Annotated in this window: 24 protein-coding genes; 8 read left to right on the top strand and 16 right to left on the bottom strand. The window is 69.5% G+C overall.

Translation table 11 applies throughout. The features are described 5' to 3' along the window. Positions 1-233: 233 nt before the first annotated feature. The gene (locus tag F9C12_RS17075) at positions 234-1,319 is read left to right on the top strand and encodes an LLM class flavin-dependent oxidoreductase (protein WP_409182974.1); all 1,086 of its coding nucleotides are present in this window, start codon (positions 234-236) and stop codon (positions 1,317-1,319) included. A gap of 22 nt (positions 1,320-1,341) precedes the next feature. Further along, entirely contained in the window at positions 1,342-1,947 is a 606-nt protein-coding gene (locus F9C12_RS17070; RefSeq protein ID WP_409466558.1) for an FMN reductase, read from the top strand. Between the two features lie 108 nt (positions 1,948-2,055). On the opposite strand, the gene F9C12_RS17065 is transcribed toward F9C12_RS17070, so the two are convergent. Continuing rightward, on the bottom strand, positions 2,056-2,712 hold the full coding sequence (locus tag F9C12_RS17065; RefSeq protein WP_409466557.1) for a GNAT family N-acetyltransferase: 657 nt from the start codon (positions 2,710-2,712) through the stop codon (positions 2,056-2,058). A 109-nt stretch (positions 2,713-2,821) separates the two neighbouring features. Here F9C12_RS17065 and F9C12_RS17060 point away from each other — a divergent pair, with 109 nt between their 5' ends. Further along, positions 2,822-3,250: a PGPGW domain-containing protein gene (locus tag F9C12_RS17060; RefSeq protein WP_409466556.1), complete on the top strand. Its 429-nt coding sequence runs from the start codon at positions 2,822-2,824 to the stop codon at positions 3,248-3,250. A 202-nt stretch (positions 3,251-3,452) separates the two neighbouring features. On the opposite strand, the gene F9C12_RS17055 is transcribed toward F9C12_RS17060, so the two are convergent. Genes F9C12_RS17055 through F9C12_RS17035 form a run of 5 tightly spaced genes read right to left on the bottom strand, consistent with a single transcriptional unit; the run spans position 3,453 to position 10,557 of the window. Beyond that, complete coding sequence (locus F9C12_RS17055; RefSeq protein WP_409466555.1) at positions 3,453-5,942, bottom strand: LamG-like jellyroll fold domain-containing protein; 2,490 nt, start codon at positions 5,940-5,942, stop codon at positions 3,453-3,455. Between the two features lie 50 nt (positions 5,943-5,992). Next, the gene (locus F9C12_RS17050) at positions 5,993-6,976 is read right to left on the bottom strand and encodes an ABC transporter permease (protein ID WP_409466554.1); all 984 of its coding nucleotides are present in this window, start codon (positions 6,974-6,976) and stop codon (positions 5,993-5,995) included. Then, on the bottom strand, positions 6,973-7,932 hold the full coding sequence (locus F9C12_RS17045; RefSeq protein ID WP_409466553.1) for an ABC transporter permease: 960 nt from the start codon (positions 7,930-7,932) through the stop codon (positions 6,973-6,975). Before F9C12_RS17045 ends, F9C12_RS17050 begins: the two co-directional genes overlap by 4 nt. Then, positions 7,904-9,481 carry a sugar ABC transporter ATP-binding protein gene (locus tag F9C12_RS17040; protein WP_409466552.1) on the bottom strand — a complete coding sequence of 526 codons (1,578 nt, stop codon included), beginning with the start codon at positions 9,479-9,481 and terminating at the stop codon, positions 7,904-7,906. The genes F9C12_RS17045 and F9C12_RS17040 overlap by 29 nt, the downstream gene beginning before the upstream one ends. Next, entirely contained in the window at positions 9,481-10,557 is a 1,077-nt protein-coding gene (locus tag F9C12_RS17035) for an ABC transporter substrate-binding protein (RefSeq protein ID WP_409466551.1), read from the bottom strand. The genes F9C12_RS17040 and F9C12_RS17035 overlap by 1 nt, the downstream gene beginning before the upstream one ends. Before the next feature lie 202 nt (positions 10,558-10,759). Between F9C12_RS17035 and F9C12_RS17030 the strand changes: the two genes are divergently transcribed. Beyond that, positions 10,760-11,764: a LacI family DNA-binding transcriptional regulator gene (locus tag F9C12_RS17030; RefSeq protein ID WP_409466550.1), complete on the top strand. Its 1,005-nt coding sequence runs from the start codon at positions 10,760-10,762 to the stop codon at positions 11,762-11,764. Here the strand turns inward: F9C12_RS17030 and F9C12_RS17025 are convergent. The 4 genes from F9C12_RS17025 to F9C12_RS17010 all read right to left on the bottom strand — a co-directional run bounded on the left by F9C12_RS17025 (position 11,761) and on the right by F9C12_RS17010 (position 14,710). Next, on the bottom strand, positions 11,761-12,357 hold the full coding sequence (locus tag F9C12_RS17025; protein WP_409466549.1) for a LysE family transporter: 597 nt from the start codon (positions 12,355-12,357) through the stop codon (positions 11,761-11,763). The two genes, F9C12_RS17030 and F9C12_RS17025, sit on opposite strands and share 4 nt — an antisense overlap. 137 nt (positions 12,358-12,494) lie before the next feature. After that, a complete protein-coding gene (locus F9C12_RS17020; RefSeq protein ID WP_409466548.1) occupies positions 12,495-13,184 on the bottom strand; it encodes an alpha/beta fold hydrolase in 690 nt (229 codons plus the stop codon). A gap of 180 nt (positions 13,185-13,364) precedes the next feature. Next, positions 13,365-13,919, bottom strand: a complete 555-nt coding sequence (locus F9C12_RS17015; RefSeq protein ID WP_409182962.1) for a snapalysin family zinc-dependent metalloprotease — start codon at positions 13,917-13,919, stop codon at positions 13,365-13,367. Between the two features lie 194 nt (positions 13,920-14,113). After that, positions 14,114-14,710, bottom strand: coding sequence for a YbaB/EbfC family nucleoid-associated protein (locus tag F9C12_RS17010; RefSeq protein ID WP_409182961.1), 597 nt, complete (start codon positions 14,708-14,710; stop codon positions 14,114-14,116). A gap of 125 nt (positions 14,711-14,835) precedes the next feature. Here F9C12_RS17010 and F9C12_RS17005 point away from each other — a divergent pair, with 125 nt between their 5' ends. The 4 genes from F9C12_RS17005 (at position 14,836) to F9C12_RS16990 (ending at position 17,852) form a co-directional block, all read left to right on the top strand. Continuing rightward, positions 14,836-15,453 carry a TetR/AcrR family transcriptional regulator gene (locus F9C12_RS17005; RefSeq protein WP_409182960.1) on the top strand — a complete coding sequence of 206 codons (618 nt, stop codon included), beginning with the start codon at positions 14,836-14,838 and terminating at the stop codon, positions 15,451-15,453. A 150-nt stretch (positions 15,454-15,603) separates the two neighbouring features. Beyond that, the gene (locus tag F9C12_RS17000; protein ID WP_409466547.1) at positions 15,604-16,812 is read left to right on the top strand and encodes a cytochrome P450; all 1,209 of its coding nucleotides are present in this window, start codon (positions 15,604-15,606) and stop codon (positions 16,810-16,812) included. A gap of 13 nt (positions 16,813-16,825) precedes the next feature. Then, entirely contained in the window at positions 16,826-17,020 is a 195-nt protein-coding gene (locus F9C12_RS16995) for a ferredoxin (RefSeq protein ID WP_409182958.1), read from the top strand. A gap of 49 nt (positions 17,021-17,069) precedes the next feature. Beyond that, a complete protein-coding gene (locus F9C12_RS16990; protein WP_409466546.1) occupies positions 17,070-17,852 on the top strand; it encodes a TetR/AcrR family transcriptional regulator in 783 nt (260 codons plus the stop codon). 32 nt (positions 17,853-17,884) lie between these two features. On the opposite strand, the gene F9C12_RS16985 is transcribed toward F9C12_RS16990, so the two are convergent. Genes F9C12_RS16985 through F9C12_RS16960 form a run of 6 tightly spaced genes read right to left on the bottom strand, consistent with a single transcriptional unit; the run spans position 17,885 to position 22,606 of the window. After that, positions 17,885-18,640: a methyltransferase domain-containing protein gene (locus F9C12_RS16985; RefSeq protein WP_409182956.1), complete on the bottom strand. Its 756-nt coding sequence runs from the start codon at positions 18,638-18,640 to the stop codon at positions 17,885-17,887. 10 nt (positions 18,641-18,650) lie between these two features. Beyond that, complete coding sequence (locus F9C12_RS16980; RefSeq protein ID WP_409466545.1) at positions 18,651-18,881, bottom strand: ferrous iron transport protein A; 231 nt, start codon at positions 18,879-18,881, stop codon at positions 18,651-18,653. Continuing rightward, on the bottom strand, positions 18,878-19,117 hold the full coding sequence (locus F9C12_RS16975) for a glutaredoxin family protein (protein WP_037361625.1): 240 nt from the start codon (positions 19,115-19,117) through the stop codon (positions 18,878-18,880). The genes F9C12_RS16980 and F9C12_RS16975 overlap by 4 nt, the downstream gene beginning before the upstream one ends. Continuing rightward, positions 19,114-21,234 carry a phage holin family protein gene (locus F9C12_RS16970; RefSeq protein WP_409466544.1) on the bottom strand — a complete coding sequence of 707 codons (2,121 nt, stop codon included), beginning with the start codon at positions 21,232-21,234 and terminating at the stop codon, positions 19,114-19,116. The genes F9C12_RS16975 and F9C12_RS16970 overlap by 4 nt, the downstream gene beginning before the upstream one ends. Next, positions 21,231-21,818, bottom strand: a complete 588-nt coding sequence (locus F9C12_RS16965; RefSeq protein ID WP_409182953.1) for a DedA family protein — start codon at positions 21,816-21,818, stop codon at positions 21,231-21,233. The genes F9C12_RS16970 and F9C12_RS16965 overlap by 4 nt, the downstream gene beginning before the upstream one ends. Beyond that, entirely contained in the window at positions 21,815-22,606 is a 792-nt protein-coding gene (locus F9C12_RS16960; RefSeq protein WP_409466543.1) for an MBL fold metallo-hydrolase, read from the bottom strand. Before F9C12_RS16960 ends, F9C12_RS16965 begins: the two co-directional genes overlap by 4 nt. Between the last annotated feature and the right edge of the window lie 29 nt (positions 22,607-22,635).

Below are 22,635 nucleotides of genomic sequence, written 5' to 3'. Positions count from 1 at the left end.
CTCCCGGATCGAGGCGTGCTGTTCGGTGGGCAAACAGGTGGCCGGAGCAGGGGGCCCCGGGCCGTCACCGTACTGCAGGATATCCGCACCCCCTGACAGGAACTGGCCGCTGCGCCCCCGACGGCGTCCGGAGGCGTGTCCCAGGTCACCGGTATAGTCCTGTAGGAATACATCTTCCACGCGAGTAGTTGTGCCGACAAGCAAGGTAGGAAGCAACCGGCTAGGGAGCGGTCATGCAGTTCGGAATCTTCTCGGTGGGCGACGTCACGACCGACCCCACCACGGGCGTCACGCCCACGGAGCACGAGCGCATCAAGGCGATGGTCAGGATCGCGCTCAAGGCCGAAGAGGTCGGTCTCGACGTCTTCGCCGTCGGAGAGCACCACAATCCGCCGTTCGCCGCGCCGGCGAACCCCACCGTCCTGCTCTCGAACATCGCGGCGCGGACGGAGAAGATCGTCCTCTCCACGTCGACCACCCTGATCACCACGAACGACCCGGTGCGGCTGGCCGAGGACTACGCCATGCTGCAGCACCTGGCCGACGGGCGGCTCGACCTGATGATGGGCCGCGGCAACACCGGCCCGGTCTACCCGTGGTTCGGGCAGGACATCCGCCAGGGCATCCCGCTGGCCGTGGAGAACTACGCGCTGCTGCACCGGCTCTGGCGCGAGGAGGTCGTCGACTGGGAGGGCAAGTTCCGCACCCCGCTGCAGGGCTTCACCTCGACGCCGCGCCCGCTCGACGGCGTGCCGCCGTTCGTGTGGCACGGTTCGATCCGCAGCCCGGAGATCGCCGAACAGGCCGCGTATTACGGCGACGGGTTCTTCGCGAACCACATCTTCTGGCCGACCTCGCACTTCCAGCAGCTGATCGCGTTCTACCGGCAGCGCTACGAGCACTACGGGCACGGCAAGGCCGACCAGGCCATCGTCGGGCTCGGCGGGCAGGCGTTCATCCGGCCGAAGTCGCAGGACGCGTGGAACGAGTTCCGGCCGTACTTCGACAACGCGCCGGTGTACGGGCACGGCCCGTCGCTGGAGGACTTCACCGAGCAGACGCCGCTGACCGTCGGCAGCCCGCAGGAGGTCATCGACAAGACGCTGACCTTCCGCGAGCACTTCGGCGACTACCAGCGCCAGCTGTTCCTGATGGACCACGCGGGGCTGCCGCTGAAGACCGTGCTGGAGCAGCTCGACCTGCTGGGTGAAGAGGTCGTGCCGGTGCTGCGCAAGGAACTGGAAGCGAAGCGCCCGGCGCACGTGCCGGAAGCGCCCACGCACGAATCGCTCAAGGCGGCTCAGGCCGTCACCGCCTGACCCGGGTTTAGGGGAGAAGGTCATGACTGCACGCACTATCGCCGTGGTCACCGCGGGCTTGAGCCAGCCGTCGTCCACGCGGCTGCTGGCCGACCGGCTGGCCGAGGCCACCCGCGCCGCCCTCGTCGACGACGACGTGACGGTGAAGGTGTTCGAACTCCGCGACATCGCGGTCGACGTCACCAACAACATGCTCACCGGGTTCCCCAGCCCGCAGCTGCGGGAAGTGATCGACACCGTGACGCGCGCGGACGGCTTGATCGCCGTGACGCCGGTGTTCACCGCTTCCTACAGCGGGCTGTTCAAATCGTTCTTCGACGTGCTGGACAAGGAAGCGCTCGACGGCAAACCGGTGCTGCTCGCCGCGACGGGAGGTACGGAACGGCATTCGCTGGCGCTCGACTTCGCGCTGCGCCCGCTCTTCGCCTACCTTCGCGCGACTGTGGTCCCGACCGGCGTGTACGCGGCGTCGTCGGATTGGGGCAGCGTCGAGGCGACGGGTGCGTTGCAGCAGCGGGTGGAGCGGGCTGGCCGCGAGCTGGCTCGGTTGGTCGCGGCGGCGCCGGAGGCGAAGCCGGATGACGAGTACGCGTCGGTGTCGTTCGAGCGGTTGCTGGCTGGTGAATAACGGCGGCTCCTAGTGGTTTCGCGGCGTCGGGTTCGCTGATGGGGGACCGGTGGGCCTCGAGGTGATCCCGGCGTCGCGCAGCTTCGCGGTAAGCAGAAGACCTTCAGGTCAGCCTGCCGGGGCCTGGGCGATGAGGACGGTGGCGCGCGTGGACCAGCCCAGCGCCGCATAAAGCTGTTGCCCGGCCGCGGTGGCGACGAGAATCCCGGTGGTCGCGCCGTGCGTCACGGCGTTTTCCGCGAGGGAACTCATCACCACGCTGCCGAGACCGCGGCGGCGATGTTCCGGGACGGTTTCGATCCGGTCCGCGATCGCGTCGGTGCCGACCACGGCCATGGTTCCTCGCGCCGCGACCCCCGAATCGGGATGGCGCAGCACGGTTTCGCACACCGTTGCGTGCCTGGCGGTCGTCTGGGTGTAGGGCGGCGGTGCGGTACGCGGTGGATGTCGGCGCAGCGGGATCGTCATGAGTGCTTCGCGTGCGTCCCGCAGCTTCAGCCCTGCCTCGCGCATGATCGACTCGGCTTCCTCCGGCCGGTTCGTCGGCACGGTCAGCCAGGTCGGGCGTGCGGCGGCGGCCACCTCTTCGGCGAGGCCGCGCAGGACCTCCGGTTCGGCGGACACCGCGACGATCTCGCGGTGCCGATCCGGTTGTTCGAGCAGGACACGCAGCCCGCCGCGGGTTTCTTCGGCGGGACGGAATCCTCGGGACGCGCCCCATCCCGCCTGCCAGCGGCGGATGAGGTCAGGCAGTGATTCGACCACGCTGAGCAGCTAAGCATCCGGCACCGACAAAAACCGGCCGGTCCGCCCCGGAGGTCCAGTATGGACAGTCCAGCTGGCAGTACCGCGATCCCGGCGGCACACTGGCCCGATGGGATTGGGCAAGCCAGTGCGCCGGGTGCTCCTGTCGGTCGTCGGCGGGGCGCTGGTGGTCGTCGGGGTCGTGCTGCTCGTGCTGCCCGGGCCGGGGCTGCTGCTGGTGCTCGCCGGGCTGCTGGTGCTGGCCTCGGAGTTCCCGGCGCTGCAGCGATTCGTCGACCCGGTGCGGACGCGGGCGATGAAAGCGGCGGAGGAGAGCGTGTCGTCGCCGCTGCGGATCGCCGGTTCGGTGCTGGCCGGGCTGGCGCTGCTGGCCGCGGGCATCGTGTGGGGGACGGTGCGGTCGCTGCCGCTCAGCGGGTGGAGTACCGGGACCAGCCTGATCCTGTCGAGTTTGATCTTGTTCGCGCTGCTGATCTGGAGTTACCGGCGGGTGCGGGCGAAGCGGGGAACCTCAGGCGAGCACGGCGGCAAGGCCTAGGCAACCGCCTCCGCCGAGCGCGACGTCGGCGGTCACTTGCGCGAAAGGGTGGTCTTTCAGCTCCACGGGGGCTAGAAAACCCACGCCATCGCAAGGAAAAGCACCGCGAGCGCGAGAGAGCCGACGCACGCGGCGAACGGCACACCGGGAAAGAGAAGCGCCTGAACCCGCGAACTCGCAGGCCCAGGCGCTTTCCCCGACCTCAAGAGGCGTACAGCTTCGCCACCTCCGCGGCGGACAACGCCCGGTCGTACAGGCGCACCTGGTCGACCGCCCCGTTCAGGAAGTCCACCGGGTTTCCGCCGTACTTCCCGCGGCCGATCACCGTGTGGCCGGTGGACGCCTCGCCCAGGCAAACGCTGCGCGACGCGGCCAGCTGGCCGTCCACGTACAGCGCCAGCTGCCCGGTAGCGGCATCGCGGACCCCGACCAGGTGGTACCAGCGGCCGGCTTCCGGCGTGAGCGGGGCGAGTGCCCGGGTGCCCACGAAGCTGAACGCCAGCTTGTGGTCCGCGCCGGAATACTGCAGGAAGAACGCGCTGTGGTCGTTCCCGTCCTGGCTCACCACGGTCTGGAAACCGTCGCCGACCGCGGTGAACTTCACCCATGCGGCGACGCTGTAGCTCAGGTCGGTCTTCACCAGCGCGGCACCGGTGTCCGCGTACTGGCCGGAGCCGTTCACCGCCAGGGCCGAACCGCTGTGGCCGGCGGTCCAGGAAGCGCCGCCGACGAGCGTCGCGTCGTGGTGGCCCACCGGGTCCGCCGCGGTGGTGCCGCCGTTCTCGTCGAACGGGTACGCGGCGATTCCGTCGATCCCGGGCGTGCCGGGCGGGATCACCGGACCCTGTTGCGGCGAGCCGTCGACGCCCTTGATCACCGACAGGTTCGCGGCCCGGACAGCGGCGAAGTCCATCTTCTTCACTTGCCGGTCGTAGGTGAAGAAGCCGTTGACCTCCTTCTCCACGTCGGTGGTTTGCGTGTACACCCCGGCTGACACGCCGCATTGCCGTCCGGCGAGCAGCAGGCGTTGCTGGAGTTCGGCGTAGCGACGGGTGAGCGTGGCGCTGTCCGGCTCCATCTCGTACGCGAAGCTGCCGGCCGGGTCGAACTGGTGTCCGTCGACCTTCAGGCCGAGGCCGCCGTACTCGCCGTCAACCGCGGCGCGGTGCGCGTCCGGCACGGGGGTTCCCGGGCCGGTGTAGGTGTGGTCGTCGTAGAGGTCGCCGCGGCCGCTGTCGGGTTCGGACCGGCAGCAGTTCACGCCGGACTCGGCGTCCACCAGGCGCGTCGGGTCCCAGGCCTTGACCTGGTCGGCGATCCGGCCGACGGCGTAGTCGCCCCAGCCCTCGTTGAACGGCACCCAGGTGACGATCGACGGGAAACTCCGGTGCTGGTCGATCATCCGGTGCAGTTCGGATTCGAAGTTCGCCTGCGCCGCGGGCGTCGCGTCGATGTCGTCCTTCATCGCGGGCATGTCCTGCCACACCAGCAGCCCGAGTTTGTCCGCGTAGTAGTACCAGCGGTCCGGTTCGACCTTGATGTGCTTGCGCACCATGTTGAACCCGAGCGCCTTTTCCTGTTCCAGATCGAACTTCAGCGCCGCGTCGGTCGGTGCGGTGTAGATGCCGTCCGGCCAGAAACCCTGGTCCAGCGGGCCGAGCTGCATCACGAACTTGCCGTTCAGCAGCATCCGCTGCTTGCCGTCCGCGGTCTTGCCGACGGACACCGACCGCAGCCCGAAGTACGAGCCGACGCTGTCGCCGGAGGACAGGGAGACGCGCAGGTCGTACAGGAACGGATCGTCCGGCGTCCACAGACGCGGCTTGTTTATCTTGAGCTTCAACGGAGTGTTCGCCGGTCCGGACGCGACGCCGACGACGCGGCCGTGGTCGTAGGCGACGGCTTGCACGCGTTGTTTCACCGGGCCGCCCACGACGGCGTTCACCGTGACCGAACCGCTGGCGACGTCCGGGGTGGTGTCCACCCGCGAGAGGTGCGCCGGGGCCACCGGTTCCATCCAGACGGTCTGCCAGATGCCGGACGTCGGGGTGTAGAAGATGCCGTCGCCGGGTTTGCGCTGCTTGCCGAGCGGTTGCCCGCCCGCGTCGTTCGGATCCGTGACGCCGACGACGATTTCCTGGTCTTTCCCGGTGGTCAACGCGTTGGTGACGTCCGCGGAAAACGCGTCGTACCCGCCGGTGTGCCGGGCGACCTGATGGCCGTTGACCCACACCGTGGTGTCGTAGTCGACGGCCTGGAAGTGCAGGAGCAACCGCTGGTCCCGCCCGCCGACGTGCCAGTTCTTCGGCACCTGGAACGTCCGCCGGTACCACATCGACGTTTCGTGCCGCATGATTCCGGACAGCGCCGATTCGACCGGGTACGGCACGAGAATGCGTTCGTCGAGGCTGCGCTTGATCGGCGGCGAGTCGCCCGGTTTGGCGGCGGAGAATTCCCAGACGCCGTTGAGGTTTTGCCAGTTGTCCCGGGTCATTTGCGGCCGCGGGTATTCGGGAAGGGCGTTGTCCGGGGAGACCTGGTTGGTCCACGGGGTGGTCAGGGGCGGGGTGAGGCGGTGCCACTGCGGCGGATCGGCCGCGGCGGCGGGGACACTCGACAACCCGGACACAGCCACGGCGAGCGCGGCGGCTGCCGTGGCCAGACGGCCGGGTCTGCGGGCAGGACGGACCATCGTCGAACCTCCTACTGACAGGTGGATCAGCGCGGATGGAACTGCACGGGTCAGGAGCGGCGGGAGCGGGCCAGCAGCCGCTGGATCACGACGACGACCAGCAGGAACGCGCCGCTGACCACCGTCTGGTAATTGGAATCGAGGGTGCCGACCTGGTTGATGACGTTCTGGATCAGCGTCTTCAGCAGCACGCCGACGAGCGTGCCGAGGACCGTTCCGGCGCCGCCGGTGAGCAGCGTTCCGCCGATGACCACGACGGAAATCGCGTCCAGCTCCGTGCCGACGCCGAGCACGGTGACGCCCGATTGCAGGTACGCCGCGGTGAGCACGCCGGCGAATCCGGCGAGCGTGCCGCTGAGCGTGTAGAGGGTGATTTTGGTGCGGGCCACCGGAAGACCCATCAGCAGCGCGGACTGTTCCGAGCCGCCGAGCGCGAATACCGACTGGCCGAACCGGGTCCGGCGCAGCAGCAGGCCGCCGAGTCCGAAAAGGACCAGAGCGAGATACACCGGTACGCCGACGCCGAGGATCTTGCCTTGCCCCAGCCAGAGCAACGCTGATCCCGGCTCCACTTTGTACGTCGTCGCGCCCTCGTCGGTCAAGGCCAGCAAGAGCCCGCGAGCGAACAACAGCGAGGCGAGGGTGACGATGAACGGGGCCATTTTCGTGCGGGCGATGAGGATCCCGTTGAGCAGCCCGATGAGCCCGCAAACGACTAATGGCAGCAGGATCGCCACGACCAGGCCGTATCGGGAGCCGTACGCGGCCAGCACGCCGCCGAGCGCGTACACCGAGCCGACGGACAGGTCGATCCCGCCGGAAATGATCACGAACGTCATGCCCAGCGCGAGCACTGCCAGGAAAGAACTTTGCAACGCGAGGTCGCGCAGGTTGTCCGCGGATCCGAAGCGCGGGAAGGCAAACCACGCGACGGCCACGCCGAGCACGAGCACGACGGCCGCGCCTTGGCGTTGCAGGGCCGCGGCGAAGGCCGCGCCGCGTTCGGACGGCGGGGCGGCGGTGGTCGCGATCATCGCGTGCTCCGTTCCCGGGCGACGTACACCGCGGCGACGATGATGGCGGCCTGCACCATTTGCGCGGCGGAATCCGGCAGGTCGTGCTTGATCAGCGTGGCGTGCACCAATTGCATGAGCAGCGCGCCGAACACCGTGCCGAGCACGCGCACGCGGCCGCCGGTGAGCGGAGTGCCGCCGACCACCACCGCGGTGATCGCCGAAAGTTCCATCAGCAGGCCGAGATCGTTGGGGTCGCTCGCGCCGAGGCGGGCGGTGGACAGCACCCCGGCGATGGCCGCGAGCGCCCCGGACATGGCGTACACCCCGATCAAGACCCGTTTCACCGGCAGCCCGGCGAGTGTCGCGGCGGGACGGTTGCCGCCGACCGCGACCAGGTGCCGGCCGAAGGTGGTGCGCCGCACCAGCAATCCGGCCAGCACCGACAGGACCGCGGCCACCAGTACCATGATCGGCACGCCGAGGACGTCGCCGCTGCCGAGCGCGAGAAAGTCCGGGTTGTGCAGCTGCACCAGCTGTCCGTGCGCGATCACGAGCGCTAGCCCGCGACCGCCGACGAGCAACGCCAGCGTCGCGATGATCGGCTGAATGCCCAGCTGGGCCACCAGGAATCCGCTGAACAACCCGGAAACGACCCCGGCGATCAGCGCGACCGCGACCACCATCAGCGGCCCCGCCCCGAGATACAGCGGGACGAGCGCCGCGGCGACCGACATCACCGAGCCCACCGACAGGTCGATGCCCTCGGTCCCGATCACCAGAGCCATGCCGAGCGCGACGATGCACACCGGCGCGGCCTGCACGAGTTGCGTGCGGAAGTTGGCCGCGGAGAGGAAGTTCTTCGTGAAGGCAATGTTGAACAACAGCAGCACGACCACGGCCAGGTACACGCCGTAGTTCTGCAGCCAGGTCGTGACGCGGGCGCGGTCAGGTCTCGTCAGTGTTGCGGTCGACATCGTTGTCACCCCCTGCAGCTATCGCCGCCAGCACGTTGTCCTCGGTGACCGCGTCGCCGGCCAGTTCGGTCGCGACGCTTCCGTCGCGCAGCACGACCACCCGGTCCGCGCCGTCGAGAATCTCTTCCAGTTCGGACGAGATCAGCAGCACGCCGAGCCCGTCCTGCGCCAGTTCGTCGATGAGCGCTTGCACCTCTGCCTTGGCTCCGACGTCGATGCCGCGGGTTGGCTCGTCCAGCAGCAGCACTTTCGGTCCGGTGGCGAGCCAGCGCGCCAGCAGCACTTTCTGCTGGTTGCCGCCGGACAGTTCGGACACCTTCTGCTCCGGGCTGGACGCTTTGATCCGCAACCGTTCCATGAACGTCTTCACCACACGGTCCTGTTTGGACCGGCTGACGAAGCCGAAAGTGGACAGTCGCGGCAACGCGGCGAGCACGATGTTTTCGCGGACGGACAGGTTCGGAATGATCCCGTCCGCCTTACGGTCCTCGGCCAGCAACGCGATCCCAGCCCGCATCGCCGCGGAGATCTTCCCGCGCTTCAACGGTTTCCCGGCCAGCAGCACGGTGCCGCCGTCGAGGGGGAAAGCCCCGACCACCGCCCGCGCGGTCTCGCTCCGGCCGGACCCGAGCAGTCCGGCCAGTCCGACGACCTCGCCCGGCCGCACGCTTACCGAAACGTCGTGCAGCTTGTTCCCGCCGGACAGATGCGAGGCTTGCAGCAACGGTTCCTTCTCCGCGTGATGCTCCTCGCCGAACGCGGTGACACCCTCGGCGCGGATCTGCCGGATCTCCCGGCCGAGCATCATCGACACCAATTCGATGCGGGGCAACGGCTTCAGCGGTCCACTGTGGACTATGCGGCCGTCGCGCAGCACAGTGACGCTGTCGCAGACCCGGTACAGCTCGTCCATCCGGTGACTCACGTAAAGCACCGAAATGTCGTCGGCATGCAGCCGCGCCAGCACCTCGAACAGAGTGTCCACTTCACGCGGTTCGAGCGACGACGTCGGCTCGTCCATTACGACCACACCGGCCTTTGTGGACACCGCACGAGCGAGCGCGACCATCTGCTGCGCCCCGACCGCGAGCGTGTGCAGCGGACGCCGCACATCGGTGTCGATCCCGTACCCGCTGAGCAGTTCGCGCGCCTGCTCGTTCATCGCGGACCAGTCGATCAATCCGGTGCGGGTGCGCGGTTCCCGGCCGAGGAAGACGTTGCTCGCCACGCTCATCAGCGGGACGAGGTTGACCTCCTGGTAGATGGTCGAGATCCCGGCGCGCTGCGCGTCGATCGGACGGCGGAACTCGACCGGTGCGCCGAGGTGGCGGACCTCGCCCTCGTCCGGCCGGTACACGCCGGTGAGCACTTTGATCAACGTGGACTTGCCCGCGCCGTTTTCCCCGACCAGCGCGTGGACTTCGCCGCGGCGGAGGCGGAAGGAGACGTCGTCGAGGGCCACGGTGCCGGGGAACCGCTTGGTCACCCCGGACACCTCGAGCACCGGTGCGGTCATGGTCGCCGCCTGGGTGTCGGCCGTGCTCGTCATCAGTACGCGTTCCCGACCTTCTGGGGCGCGTTCGATTCGTCGTAGGAGTCGTCGCTGATGACGATGCTCGGCGGGATCGGCTTGCCGTCCTCGAACTGCTGCAGCGTCTGGAACGCCAGCTGGCCGAACCGCGGGTTCGATTCGATCACCGCGTTGTAGCTGCCGTCCACGATCAGCTGCACCGCGTTGCGCGTACCGTCGACCGACACGACCTTGACGTCCTTGCCGGGGTTCTTGCCCGCGGTCTTGAGCGCGTTGACCGCCCCGATGCCCATCTCGTCGTTCTCCGCGTACACCGCGGTGAGGTCCGGGTGGCTCTGGATCAGCTGCTCCATCACCGACTGGCCCTTGGAGCGGTCGAACTCGCCGGTCTGCTCGGCGACCACGGTGAGGCCGGGCGTCTTGGCCAGCTCGTCCTTGAAGCCCTTGGTGCGGTCGGTGGTCACGTTGTTGCCCGAGGAGCCGAGCAGGATCGCGACCTTGCCGTTGCCGCCGGTGGACTTCGCCAGCGCGGCGGCCGCGCGGTGGCCCTGTTCGATGAAGTTGGAGCCGATGAAGGTCAGGTAGTCGGTGCACGGCTTCGACGTCACCTGCCGGTCGATGGTGACCACCGGGACCTTCTTCGCCTTCGCCGCGTCGAGCGCGGGCTGCAGGCCGTCGGAGTTCAGCGGGGCCACGATGAGCAGCTGCGCGCCGCGGTCCAGCAGCGATTTGATGTCCGAGATCTGCTTGTTGAGGTCACTCTGCGCGTTCGTGGTGAGCAGGTGGTCGGCCGGGATGCCGAGTTTGCCCGCCTCGGCGCGGATGGACTGGGTCTCGGCGATCCGGAACGGGTTCGCCTCCTTCTCCGACTGGGAGAAGCCGACGATCGCGGTCTTCGGGTCGAGCTTCGGGTAGCCGGTCTTGCCGAGGGTGCAGCCGTCGGCGGACGGCGCGGAGGACGCGGCCGAGGCGGCCGGACCGGAGCCGTTGCTTTGCGCGGCCGGGGTTTCCTCGCGGCTGGTGCAGCCGGCGAGCACGAGTGCCGTGGCGGCGCCGGCGACCAGAGCGAAGCGGGCAGGGACGGACGGGGACACGGCGGACTCCTCGCAGCCGACGACTGGGGCAACCCGCTCGGCGTAGTGACGTCCGTCACGACGCTGAGCTGCGGCTATTTTTACATCGTTGGAACAACGTTGTAAACAGGCACAACGTCGCTACACTACGTGGTCGTCGGGGCTGCTGCCGAGAGCCTCGCGGGCTCGTGATGGGCTCTGGGCGGAGAGATGAGGAGTCGGCGTGGCCGTGACCTTGAAGGACGTCGCGACGCTGGCGGGCGTTTCGGTGAAAACCGTGTCGAACGTGGTGAACGGCTACGCGTTCGTGAAGCCCGAGAACCGGCGGCGCGTCGAGGAGGCACTGGCCGCGACCGGGTACCGGCCGAACGTCGGCGCGCGCAACCTGCGCCGGGGGAGGACCGGGTTCCTGGCGTTGATGGTGCCGGAGCTGAGCATTCCGTACTTCGGCGAAATGGCCGGGCTGGTGATCACCGCCGCGCAGCGTCGCGGGTGGAGCGTGCTGATCGAGCAGACGCAAGGAACCCGCGACCGGGAACGGGCCACTGTGGACTCGCTGGGCCCGCATCTGGTCGACGGCGCGCTCGTGCATCCGGAAGCGCTCGAGGCGGCGGATTTCCCCGCTGCGGACGGGCAAATCCCGTTGGTGCTGCTGGGCGAGCACGCGGTGGACGTCGCGCTGGACCGGGTGGCGATCGACAACGTGCGGGCCGCTCAGGTGGCGGTGTCGCATCTGGTCTCGCTCGGCCGTCGCCGGATCGCCGCGATCGGCGCGAACCCTCAGCGCGGGACGTCGTCGCTGCGGCTCGCGGGCTACCGGGCCGCGCTGGCCGACGCTGGGTTGCCGTGGGCGGATTCCTTGGTGGAGCCGGTGGCGAAGTATCACCGCGCCGAGGGGGCCGCGGCGATGAAACGCTTGCTGGCACAGGAAGAACCGCCGGACGCGGTGTTCTGCTTCAACGACCTGCTGGCCGTCGGCGCGTTGCGTTCGGCGGCCGAACAGGGGCTCCGGGTTCCGGAGGACATCGCGATCGTCGGCTTCGACAACACCGAGGAGAGCGCGTTCAGCCTGCCCGCGCTCACCACGATCTCGCCGGACAAGGCGGCGATCGCCGAGGCCGCGATCGACCTGATCCACCGCCGCCTCGCCGGTACCGAGAGCGCTGAGCCGCGTTCGGTGCAACCGCCGTTTTCCCTTGAGGTAAGGGAAAGCACGGTCGCCTCCTAGAAAAGCCGCACCGCCAGCACGAGAATCACCGCGCTGGACAGCAAGGCGGTGCCGAGCCGTCCGCGCGGACCGGTGAGACCGCGTCCGAGCAACGCTCCGCCGACCGCCAGCAGCAGTTGCCAGCTGGCCGAAGCAGCGAACGCGGCTGCCGCGAACACGGTGCCGTTGGCCGGTCGCTCGCCGAGGACGAGCGCGGTGAAGTAGATGACGGTGGTGGGGTTGAGCAGGGTCAGGCCGAGCAGGGTCGCATAGGCCCGCAGTGGATGCGGTTCCGGTGCTGCCAAGGGAGATTCGGCGGATCGGTAACGTCGGATGGCCCGGATCGCCGTCCATCCGGCGAGCATGAGCAGTGCGACGGCGGAGGTCAGGCGTAGCGGAACGGTGATCGGGGCGAGCAGCGGAGCCAGCGCGGCCCCGCCGGCGGTGGCGAGAACGGCGTAGACGCCGTCCGCGGTGGCCACACCCATCGCCGCGGCCGCCCCGACCCGCCACGACGTGCGAGCGGTGAGTTCGACCAGGTAAACGCCGATCGCGCCGACCGGCATGGCGATCCCGTACCCGGCGATGAGCCCCGCGACCAGCGCGGCGCTCATCGCACTGCCTGGCGGGTCCCTTCCTGAGCCGTCTGCTGCTTGCCGCTTTCGAGCGGGCAGTGGGACGGACGATGGCGGGCCGGTTCGGTGGTCATGGCCGGAATACTCGGCTGTCCGAACGCGGCTGGGCAACTGATTTACCGCTGCTCGCCGCGCACCGCGACCTTGTCGATCACCGCAGCCACCGCCTCCGGTTGCGAGAGCAGCGAATAGTGACTGGCCGCCAGCTCGACACAGTCCGCCCCCGCCCGCTCCGCGAGCCACCGCTGCAGGTCCGGGTGGAGAATCCGGTCCTCTGTGGACACCGCGTAAGCGGTCGGCAGGTCACGCCAGGCCCCCGGACCCGCGGGCGCGACGAAGCAGTCGGCGCGGGCGCGTCGTTGCACCGCGGCCAGCGCGGCGGCTCGTTCGGGAGGCACGTCGGCGGCGAGGGCGTCGTGGAAGTGGTCCGGGTCGAGCGACGACCAGCCGTCTTCGTGGAACACCATCGCGGCACCACCGGGGGCGTCCGGGAAGTGGGCGTTCAGCGAAGGCACGGTCTCGCCTTCGTCGGGAACATACGCCGCGAAGTAAGCCAGCGCGTTGACCTGCGGATTGTCCTTCGCCGCACCGGAAATCACCGCACCGCCGTAGGAATGGGCGGCCAGCACGACCGGGCCGCCGAGGGCGGCGATTTCCCGGCGGACCTCGGCGATGTCGTCGGCGAACGAAGTCATCGGCAGGTGTACCGCGCGGGCCCGGTGCCCCTGCCGGTGCAGTGCCTCGATCACCTCCAGCCACACCGACCCATCGGCCCAGGAACCGTGAACCAGAACGATTTCCGCCATGAAATGCCTCCCTTTCGTCTGAAGGCAAGCCAACCACCGGCGGTCCGAGGGCATTCCCCACTCAGCGAGACAGGGCGGATTCCGACCTCGATCGGAGTCCGAACGGCGCTATCCGGCGCGGAAGCCTTGACAGCGAAAGCGGCGGCCGGGACGCGCCCGGCCGCCGCTCGCTCATCCGGCTCAGCCGGCGTGGTCGTAGATCCGCTGCTGCGGACCGGAGACCGCGCTGAGCCCGTTGGCCCACAGCCGCTGCACGCGAGAGGCTTCCTGGGCGTTCGGGTTGGCGTTGTGGCAGGACGGGCCGGGGCCGCCGCCCGACATCAGCTCGGAGCACGGGCCCGAGTAGTGGTCCGGCAGGCCGAGCGCGTGGCCGGTCTCGTGCGCGGTGATCCGCGTGTTGTCGTATTGGCGGGCCTGGGTGTAGTCGATGAAGATGGTGCCGTGGCCGTGCCCGTCGGTCTGCGCGTACGAACCGCGCGGGTCGTTGCCCTCGACGTACCGCAGCGTGGCCCCGGACGACCGTTCGACCAGCTTCACGTTGGTCACCGCGCGGTTCCAGTTCGCCGCGCCCGCGTTGATCGCGGCCCGGAACGACGGCGCGCCGGACGTCGAGTAGTAGACCGTGGCGGCCGCGACCGCGGAAGGAGCCGGAGCGGCGACCGCTACGGCGCCCGAGAGCGGGGCGGCGGCCAGAGCGAGTGCCACCGCGCCGGACAGCACGAACTTCCTGGACATAAGAAAGCTCCTGGGGGGATAAGGGAGTTTGCCGGGTTTGCGCGCGCTCAACCCAAAGTAGGCAGAAGCTCCCGGATTGTGACCCCCCTTTCGTACGGTCCGGCAAATGGTGATTTCCCAGCACTAACGACGGGTTGACAGCCCGGTCGTGAGTGGCGTTCGCGGTTAGAACCGTGAACGCCACTCACGAGAGGTCACCACGGCTGCATCTCGTCGTCGTCCTCGCCCGCGGCGCGCCGGCGGTGCGGACCGGACGTCGGCCGCGGCGGTTCGGGCGCGGCCGGGGGCGGCGGCGGGGTGTTGCCGGGAGGCGGCATCGGCGGACGGCTGTGCGTCGCGCCGCCTGGCGGAGGCGTCGGGCGTCCGTAGGCCGCGCTGCCCGGCGGCGTGGTGCTGCCCGGCGGAGGTCCCGAATAACGCGCGGGCGGCTCGGCCGGTGGTTCCGGCTCTTCCTCGGGCTCCGGCAGATACGACTTGACCACGGTCATCATCTCGCTGTCGCCGGCGATCGGCTCGAACGCGTTGATGACGTCGCGCGACACCTGGCGCTGGGCTTTGCCGTAGGCGTCCATGATCGAGGCGGTCAGCCGGGCGCCGCCGTGCCGCAGGGCGCGGTCGTCGATTTCGAGGTTCTTGAGCGCGCCGTTCGGAGTCACCGAAACCGACACGAGCCCGTCGCCCGATTTGGCGCGGCCCTCCGCGGTGCTCAAGGTCTCCTGCAGCGCAAGGCTTTTCGCCTGCATCTCGTCAATCCGCCGCTGGAAGTCGTCCAGCCACCCCTGATCGTCCACCGGCGAACGCTATCGACCGCCCTCGCCCAGCCGGTGAACCCCGGATGGCTGACGGACGACGAAACGACCGACATCCGCGGCGGGCCGGAGCGGGACCGGGCAGGCCGAGCGGTAACAATGGGCAGGTGTCCGAAGAAGTCCAGGCCCGCACGCGCAACCGCTGGGGCGAGGGCGAACGGCTGCGCGGGGAAATCCTCGCCGCGGCCAGCAGGCTCCTGTCGGAACTCGGCGGCGAGGACGCGCTCACCATCCGCGGCGTCGCCCGTGCCGTCGGCATCGCCCCGGCCAGCATCTACCAGCACTTCAGCGACCGGGCCGCGCTCGTCGCCGGACTCGTCGAGCACGAGTTCGGCCGGCTGCGGCTCGCGATGGAAGCGGCCGAATCCCGGGTGCCCGCGGCCGATCCGGTGGGCCGGGTCCGGGCGCTGCTGCACGCGTACTGCCGGTTCGCGATGGACAACCCCGGCCACTACCGGCTGATGACCGCCAACGGGGCCAGCCGCACGTCGCCGGAGGTCCGGCCGCAGGGCCCGACGATCGACCTCATCGACCGGATCACCGCCGCGTTCGCCCGCTGCGCCGAGTCCGGGGCCGCGCTCCGCGTGCCCGCCGACCGGGCCGGGGTGATCGCGTTCGTCGGTGCGCACGGCCGCGTCGCGCTGTTCCATTCGTCCGGAAAACAGCCGAACGAGGACGCCGTCGTGAGCTTCGCCGACGAGCTGCTGTCGCTCATTTTCGCTTGACCCACGGGCGTTTTCTCCCGTTTGCCACCCTCGTCCGCGGCCATCCCGGTGATCTTGACCCGCGCGTCTGGTCAGTCGTTCACCACATCTCCTAACATATGTTCTGTAAGTATCCGAACGATCGTTTGGCGACTTCTCCAGGAGGCGGTCATGGCCGACGCCCGGCCGGCAGAGCGGTTCCCGATGGCGCGCGGGCGCTGCCCGTTCGATCCGCCGCCCGGCCTCGAGCGCAAGCTGCGCGACGAGCCGGTGTCGCGCGTGCGGATCTGGGACGGCAGCGAACCGTGGCTGCTCACCCGCTACGAAGACGTCCGCGCGATGCTCGCCGACCCGCGGGTGAGCGCCGATCCCGACCGCGCCGGCTATCCGGCGCAGACGCCCGGGATCAAGGCGCGGCGCAACCGGTTCAAGTCGTTCATCGGCATGGACGATCCGAAGCACGCGGCCCAGCGACGGCTGCTGACCGGCGATTTCATGGTGAAGAAGGTCCAGCGGATGCGGCCGCGGATCCAGCAGATCGTCGACGAGCTGCTGGACGAGATGCTGGCCGGGCCGAAACCCGCCGATCTCGTGCAGGCGTTCGCGCTGCCGGTGCCGTCCCTGGTGATCTGCGAACTGCTCGGCGTGCCGTACGACGACCGCGAGTTTTTCCACCGCTGCAGCAAGATCCTGGTCTCCCGGGAGGCGACTGCCGAACAGTCGCTCGCCGCGGCCGAGGAACTGCTCGACTACCTCGCGCGGCTGGTGGAGAAGAAGATCGGCGATCCGGCCGACGACGTGTTCAGCCGGCTCGCGACGGGTCAGGTCGCGACCGGTGCGATGACCGTCGAGGAAGCGGCTTCGATGGGCCAGCTGCTGCTCGTGGCCGGGCACGAAACCACGGCGAACATGATCGCGCTCGGCACGGTCGCGTTGCTGGAGCACCCGGATCAGCTCGCCGCGGTCCGCGACGGCGACGACGCCTTGCTGGCCAACGCGGTCGAGGAGCTGCTGCGCTACCTGACGATCGTCCACTCCGGACGCCGCCGCGTCGCGCTCGAAGACCTGGAGATCGGCGGGCAGACCGTGCGCGCGGGCGAGGGCCTGATCGCGGCCACCGACGTCGCCAACCGCGACGAGACGCAGTTCCCCGAGCCGGACAAGCTCGACGTCACCCGCCAGGCCCGCCACCACGTCGCGTTCGGCTACGGCGTGCACCAGTGCCTCGGCCAGCCGCTCGCGCGGGTCGAACTGCAGGTGGTGTACCGGACGCTGTACCGGCGGATCCCGACGCTGCGGCTGGCCGCGCCGCTCGAAGAGCTGAAGTTCAAGCACGACATGGTCGTCTACGGGGTGCACGCACTCCCCGTGACCTGGTGAAAGGAGCCGGGAGATGAAGGTGGCGATCGACCAGTCCCGCTGCGTCGGGGCCGGGCAGTGCGTGCTCGTCGCGCCCGAGGTGTTCGACCAGCGCGACGACGACGGGATCGTGCTGCTGCTCCAGGAAAACCCGCCCGCGGAACTGCACGCGAAGGCGAAGGAAGCGGCGCAGCTGTGCCCGGCGCTCGCGATCGAGGTGGACGGCTGAGCCGGCGGCCCCGGCGGTCCTTTATCCTGTAAGGGGAAAGGGGTCGCCGGTGGTCGTGTTCGCGGGGCAGGGCGACGCCCGCCGTTCTATGGAGCTGCTGTGGCGCGCGGGCAGCGAACCGCGCAGCGCGCCGGGGCCGAAACCCGCGCTGAGCGTGGACCGCATCGTGGCCGCGGCCATCGAACTCGCGGACGCCGAGGGCATGGCGGCGCTGTCGATGCGCGCGGTCGGCGAACGGCTCGGGCGCACGGCGATGGCGCTGTACACGTACGTGCCGAGCAAAACCGAGCTGATCGACCTGATGTGCGACCAGGCGTTCGGCGATCTGCGCGCCGACCACGACCTGTCCGGCGGCTGGCGTCCCGCTTTGCTCGAACTGGCCGGCGACCTGTGGGAATTCCATCTGCGGCACCCGTGGCTGCTGCAGGTTTCCTACGCGCGGCCGGTGCTGGGCCCGGGGGAGTTCCGGATGCAGGAAACGGTGCTGCGGGTGCTGTTCGCGACCGGACTGCCCGCCGGTCAGGTGCGCCGGCTGGTGGGCGCGCTGCTCAACGTCGTGCGCGGCACGGTGCAGATCGCCGCCGAATCGCGGCTGGCGCTGAAGGAAACCGGACTGTCCGATGAGGACTGGTGGCGGGCGCGGACGGCAGCGCTCGGTGAGCTGGCCCCGGATCTGGCGCAGCGGTATCCGAACGTCGCGCGGCTCGGTTCGGAGGGTGCGCCGCCGCCGGCCGGGGTGTCCTATTTGGAGCATGAGGCGCGGCTGAGTTTCGAGGCCGGCGTGGCGGTGCTGGCGGACGGGATCGAGGCGGCTGTCGCTCGGTTCTCGTGAGTGTTTATCCCGGTTAGAACCGGCATTGCCACTCACGAGGGCTTGCGTGCCTCGATCAGGTACCGAGTAGTCGTCGCGACGAACGGCCCCTTCTGCAGCTCCTCGTGCAGCTCACGCAGCCGCGGCAGGTATTTGTCCACAGTGAACCCCGGGACCATCCAGATCACCTTGCGCAGGAAGTAAATCACCGCGCCGACGTCGTGGAACTCCGTGCGCAGTTCCTCGAACCGCAAATCCACCACCTCGAGCCCGGCCTTCTCCGCCCCGGCCTTCGCGTGGTCCGGATGCCGGCCGTTGCGGACCTCCGGCGGCTGCGGCCCGAGGAAGTACTCGACCAGCTCGAACACGCTCCACGGCCCAACCTGCTGCGAGAGATAACTCCCGCCCGGCTTGAGCACCCGCGCGATCTCGTCCCACCAGACGGTGACCGGATGCCTGCTGACGACCATTTCGAACGTGTTGTCCTGAAACGGAAGCGGCGGCTCGTCGGTGTCCGCGACGACGGTCGCCCCACGCGGTTCGAGCAACGCGGCGGCCTTCTCGATGTTCGGCGGCCACGATTCGGTGGCGACCGTCAACGGCGGCAGGACCGGCACTCCCGCCAGCACTTCGCCACCGCCGGTCTGGATGTCCACAACGGACTGGACGTCCCGCAGCCGTTCGCCGAGCAGCCGCTGATAACCCCAGGACGGCCGCTGCTCGCTGGCCCGGCCTTCGAGCCAGGAGAAATCCCAGCCGTCCACGGAGACTGACGCGGCTTCGGCTACCAACTCGTCGAAAGTGCGCATAACTCGATCGTCACAAATTCTGCTCGGGCGGGCCACTCGATTTCCGCTGCGGAGGAGGTGGCACCGGCTTCGCCGCGACCACCGCGGCCAGCGGCACGACAACCAGGCCGCGTTTCGTCTCGACGGTGCACGTCTCGGCGTCGCGGGCACGCAGCGGACCAAGGGCGTCGGTGAACCCGCCCTCGATCCGGTACCGCACCACAACCCGCGTGCCCAGCGGGAGTTCGGTCAGCGGCGTCACCGGGACAGGTGGGCGTTCAGCTCGTCATCGCTCGGCTCCACGAGGTGGCTGCCGTCAGCGAAGACGATGGTCGGGATGCGGCGCGCGCCGTCCTGCAGCTGGCGTACGCGGGCTTCGGCGGCGGGGTCGGCCTCGACGTCCACGTAGTCGTACTCGACGCCTTTCGCGTCGAGCAGCGCACGGCTGCGTTTGACGTCCGGGCACCAGCTCGCGCCGTAGACGATGGGGTTGCTCATGACACTGCCTCCGAGGTGACGATAGCGGGTTTTTCTTCGGCTGCACCGGGTTCCGGGTGGCCGAGGAAGGTAAGCCAGTCGCGGAACACGCGGTGCACGGCCTCCGCGCCGACGGGTTCGCCGGGTGCCGGGAATTCTCGCGGATACAGCAGGAATCCGCGTTGCTGCGGTCCGCCGAGCGCGCCGTGCGAGCCGACGTGCCGTTCGAACGGCGAGGACTGGTCGGAGTCCGGGTCGTACCGGCTGTTGATCATGATGTCCGCACAGTGCGGGAAACTGTCGACGCGCTGGACCAGCTCGGCGGCGTACGGACCGTAGTCGGCCAGCGGGTCCTCGCCGATCACGACGCCGGTGGCGAGCCGCTTCAACCCGTCCCGGCCCAGCACCACCGGCCCGAATTCGCGGCTGCGGACGAGCAGGAATCCGACGCCGTCGTGGTCGACCAGCGTCGGCAGCAGATCCGGGTACTCGCGTTCGATCGTCTCCAGCTCGACCCGGCCCTCGTGCTCGGTGAACGACACCATCGCCAGATGCCCGGACACCACCGCGACGACCCCGGGCGCCACCCGCGTGACCTGCCCCGGCGAGCCGGTCGCGGTGCGCGGCCGGTTCTCCGCTCCTTCCGCGCCTTCGACCCGGGCCCGCAGCCGGCGCGCGATCAGGCCGCCGCTCGCGCTCGCCTCGGCGAGTGCCGCGTTGACCTGCCAGCTCTCCGCCTGGCGACGCTTTCCTTGTTCGGCAACGGGTTCGCCGCCGCAGAGCCGTCCGATGAGCGCTTCGATGGTCTCGCCGAACCGGTCGACGAACGCCTGGCCCTGGGTTTGCCCGTGATCGGAGAGCCCGACGATGTGGTACTTCCGCGGCGAAAGCCGACCGGCCCGCTGCAGCCGGGCGAACTGCTGGTCGATCGACCGCAGCACCTCCAGCGTGTCGAACCGTTCGATGCCGGAGTGGTGCGCGACCTCGTCGTAGCCGAGGAAATCCGCGTACACCACCGGCCGCCCGGCGAGCATGTCGCCGATGATCGCGGAGACCACGACGTCGCGCGCGATCACTGTCGTGCCCGGCCGGGCGAGCGGGTAGATGCCGCCGCGCGGGATCCGCGGCAGCACGCCGGCGCGGCGCTGCTTGGCGGCAGCGGACAGTTCGCGGACGACGTCGGCGAGCGCGACGCCGAAGGTGCGCAACACGTTGACCGGATTGGCGAAGTAGGCGCGATAACCCGCGCCGACCCGGTCCCGGCGACGCTTGCGCGGCGTCAGCACCGGCACCGAACTCATGGTCAGGCTGACGTGCGGGGCATCGCCGGAGAACAGGTTGCCGTGGCTCGCGCCGTCGATCGACAGCAGGCCGCGTCCGTCGCTGTGCCGCCGCTCGATCTCCGCCGCGTCGGCCGGGTGCGCGCACGCCATGACGTGGTCGCGATCCTTTTCGTACCAGCGGAAACCGAGGATGTCGTGGTTCGAACCGTGCAGGATCCCGCAGACGCTCGCGCCGGTCTGCGAACTCCAGTCGGTGTGCCAGCGGGTGAGCGAATGCGTGCCCTCGGACAGCCACTTGGCGAAGGTCGGCATGTCGCCGTCCCGGATGGCGCGGCGGACGGTGTCGTAGCCGAGCCCGTCGATCTGCAGGAAGACCACGCCTGGCGGTTCATCGGCGAAATCGGTGCGGTGCTTCGCTTTCCGGCGACGGCGAGCGGCGCGACGGAAGAAGATCTCGTCCTCGTCGACGGCCAGCACGCTGGAGATCACCGCGCCCACCGCGGACATCGCGACGGTGATGACGACCGCGGTCGAGAAGCCATGCAGTTCCACGCCGGGCACGGCCTGCAGGATCGCCAACGCGGCGGCGCTGAGCAGGACGTACGTGCCGACGCCGAGGGTGAAGTACGCGATCGGCCACGCCACCCGCACCACGAGCGGCCACACCACGGAGACGAGCAGCCCGAGAAGCAGCGCGCACACCGTCGGCTGCCACCACGACTGCATCGTGAACCCGTCGAGCCACGCGTCGAGCAGCCGCAACGCACCGGTGACCGCCACCCAGACCAGCAGGACCCGCGCGACGACCCGGCCGCCGCGCAACAACCGGCCCTTCGCCGGAGCAGGGGTCGTCATCGGTGTCCTCCCGTCTGATGGGCCGCCCGTTTCTTGGAGATCAGCGTGGTCAGCACGGTCACCAGCAGCACCAGCGCGGTGGCGAGCAGCGTCGCGATCAGCGGCGAGTCGAAGATGCCGCCGCTGAGGATGCCCAGCAGCGAGTACGCCACCGCCCACAGCACGCAGGCCAGGAGGCCGGACGGCAGGAACTTGCGCCAGGGATAGCCGAGCGTGCCCGCGGCGAGCAGCACGGGGATGCGCCCGGCGGGTACCAGGCGGCCGATCACCACGAGCTGCCAGCCGCGCCTCGCGAACTGCTCGCGGCCCTTCGCGAGGCGTTCGGCCTGCTGGCGTCGTTCGACGAAGCGCAGCAGCGGTTCACTGCCGAACCTCGGGACGGCGAAGGTGATCACGTCACCGAGGTACGCGCCCGCGACCGCCAGCAGGATGACCAGCGGGAGCGAGAGGTGGTCGGTGGTCATCGCGACCGCGGCCGCCGCGCCGACGAGCGCGCCGGTCGGGACGATCGGGATTACCGAGCCGAGCAGTACTCCGCCGAACAGCGCCGGGTAGCCGATCGCTGACGGGTCTGTCCAATTCACCCGCGCTCCTCGCGGGCAGGGAGCAGGACGTCGGAGCCGGGGCGGGTGTGCAGCACCTCGGTGTCCAGGCCCATGCGGCGGACGTGGTGCGCGAAGGTGCGCGGGGGTTCCACGAGGAGTCGGCGCATCTTGGCGGTGCGGTGCAGGCCGGGGACGGCGAGGGTGCCCCAGTGGACCGGGACCGCCGTTCGGGCCCGCAGCAGGGCGGCGGCTTCGGCGGCTCGTTCCGGGGTGAGGTGGCCGGGGCCGAGGTTGGGGCCCCAGCCCCAGACCGGGAGGAGCGCTACGTCTACCGGGCCCAGGTCGGCCATGCCGGGGAAGAGGTCGGTGTCGCCTGCCGAGTAGATCCGCTGGTTGTCGCCCTCGAGGAGGTGGCCCAGGGCGGGGCTTTGCGGGCCGTGGGTGAGGCGGGGGCCCCAGCGGTGGCCGGAGTGGACCGCGGTCGTGGCGGTGATGCGCAGGTCGCCGGAGGTGATGGTTTGGCCTGGGGAGAGTTCCTCCACCTCGGTGAAGCCCTGTTTGGCCAGCCAGGAGCCGGCGCCTCTGGGGACGACGATTCTCGTGGCTCTGCCCAGGAGCTTCAGGGAGGGGAGGTGGAGGTGGTCGCCGTGGAGGTGGGAGATGAGGACTAGGTCCGCTCCGGTCCAGGCTGAGACGTCCGGTTTCGGGACTACTCGGGTCAGGGGGCCGATCCAGCGGGTGAGGACTGGGTCGGTGAGGGCGACCTGGCCGGCTAGTTCCACGCGGGTGGTCGCGTGGCCTAGGAAGTGGAGGGTTGGGCTGGTCACGGTTCGAGTATTGCCGGAGGTGCGCGGGG

Origin of the sequence: Amycolatopsis sp. GA6-003, from assembly GCF_046267895.1 — a bacterium.
In the GTDB taxonomy this organism is placed as follows: domain Bacteria; phylum Actinomycetota; class Actinomycetes; order Mycobacteriales; family Pseudonocardiaceae; genus Amycolatopsis.
This window is presented reverse-complemented; position numbering and strand designations above follow the sequence as displayed.

Coding starts and splice junctions, on each gene's coding strand:
- F9C12_RS17075 (WP_409182974.1), top strand. CDS start 234: ATGCAGTTCGGAATCTTCTCGGTGGGCGACGTCACGACCGACCCCACC.
- F9C12_RS17070 (WP_409466558.1), top strand. CDS start 1,342: ATGACTGCACGCACTATCGCCGTGGTCACCGCGGGCTTGAGCCAGCCG.
- F9C12_RS17060 (WP_409466556.1), top strand. CDS start 2,822: ATGGGATTGGGCAAGCCAGTGCGCCGGGTGCTCCTGTCGGTCGTCGGC.
- F9C12_RS17055 (WP_409466555.1), bottom strand. CDS start 5,942: ATGGTCCGTCCTGCCCGCAGACCCGGCCGTCTGGCCACGGCAGCCGCC.
- F9C12_RS17050 (WP_409466554.1), bottom strand. CDS start 6,976: ATGATCGCGACCACCGCCGCCCCGCCGTCCGAACGCGGCGCGGCCTTC.
- F9C12_RS17045 (WP_409466553.1), bottom strand. CDS start 7,932: ATGTCGACCGCAACACTGACGAGACCTGACCGCGCCCGCGTCACGACC.
- F9C12_RS17040 (WP_409466552.1), bottom strand. CDS start 9,481: ATGACGAGCACGGCCGACACCCAGGCGGCGACCATGACCGCACCGGTG.
- F9C12_RS17025 (WP_409466549.1), bottom strand. CDS start 12,357: ATGAGCGCCGCGCTGGTCGCGGGGCTCATCGCCGGGTACGGGATCGCC.
- F9C12_RS17020 (WP_409466548.1), bottom strand. CDS start 13,184: ATGGCGGAAATCGTTCTGGTTCACGGTTCCTGGGCCGATGGGTCGGTG.
- F9C12_RS17015 (WP_409182962.1), bottom strand. CDS start 13,919: ATGTCCAGGAAGTTCGTGCTGTCCGGCGCGGTGGCACTCGCTCTGGCC.
- F9C12_RS17000 (WP_409466547.1), top strand. CDS start 15,604: ATGGCCGACGCCCGGCCGGCAGAGCGGTTCCCGATGGCGCGCGGGCGC.
- F9C12_RS16995 (WP_409182958.1), top strand. CDS start 16,826: ATGAAGGTGGCGATCGACCAGTCCCGCTGCGTCGGGGCCGGGCAGTGC.
- F9C12_RS16985 (WP_409182956.1), bottom strand. CDS start 18,640: ATGCGCACTTTCGACGAGTTGGTAGCCGAAGCCGCGTCAGTCTCCGTG.
- F9C12_RS16975 (WP_037361625.1), bottom strand. CDS start 19,117: ATGAGCAACCCCATCGTCTACGGCGCGAGCTGGTGCCCGGACGTCAAA.
- F9C12_RS16970 (WP_409466544.1), bottom strand. CDS start 21,234: ATGACGACCCCTGCTCCGGCGAAGGGCCGGTTGTTGCGCGGCGGCCGG.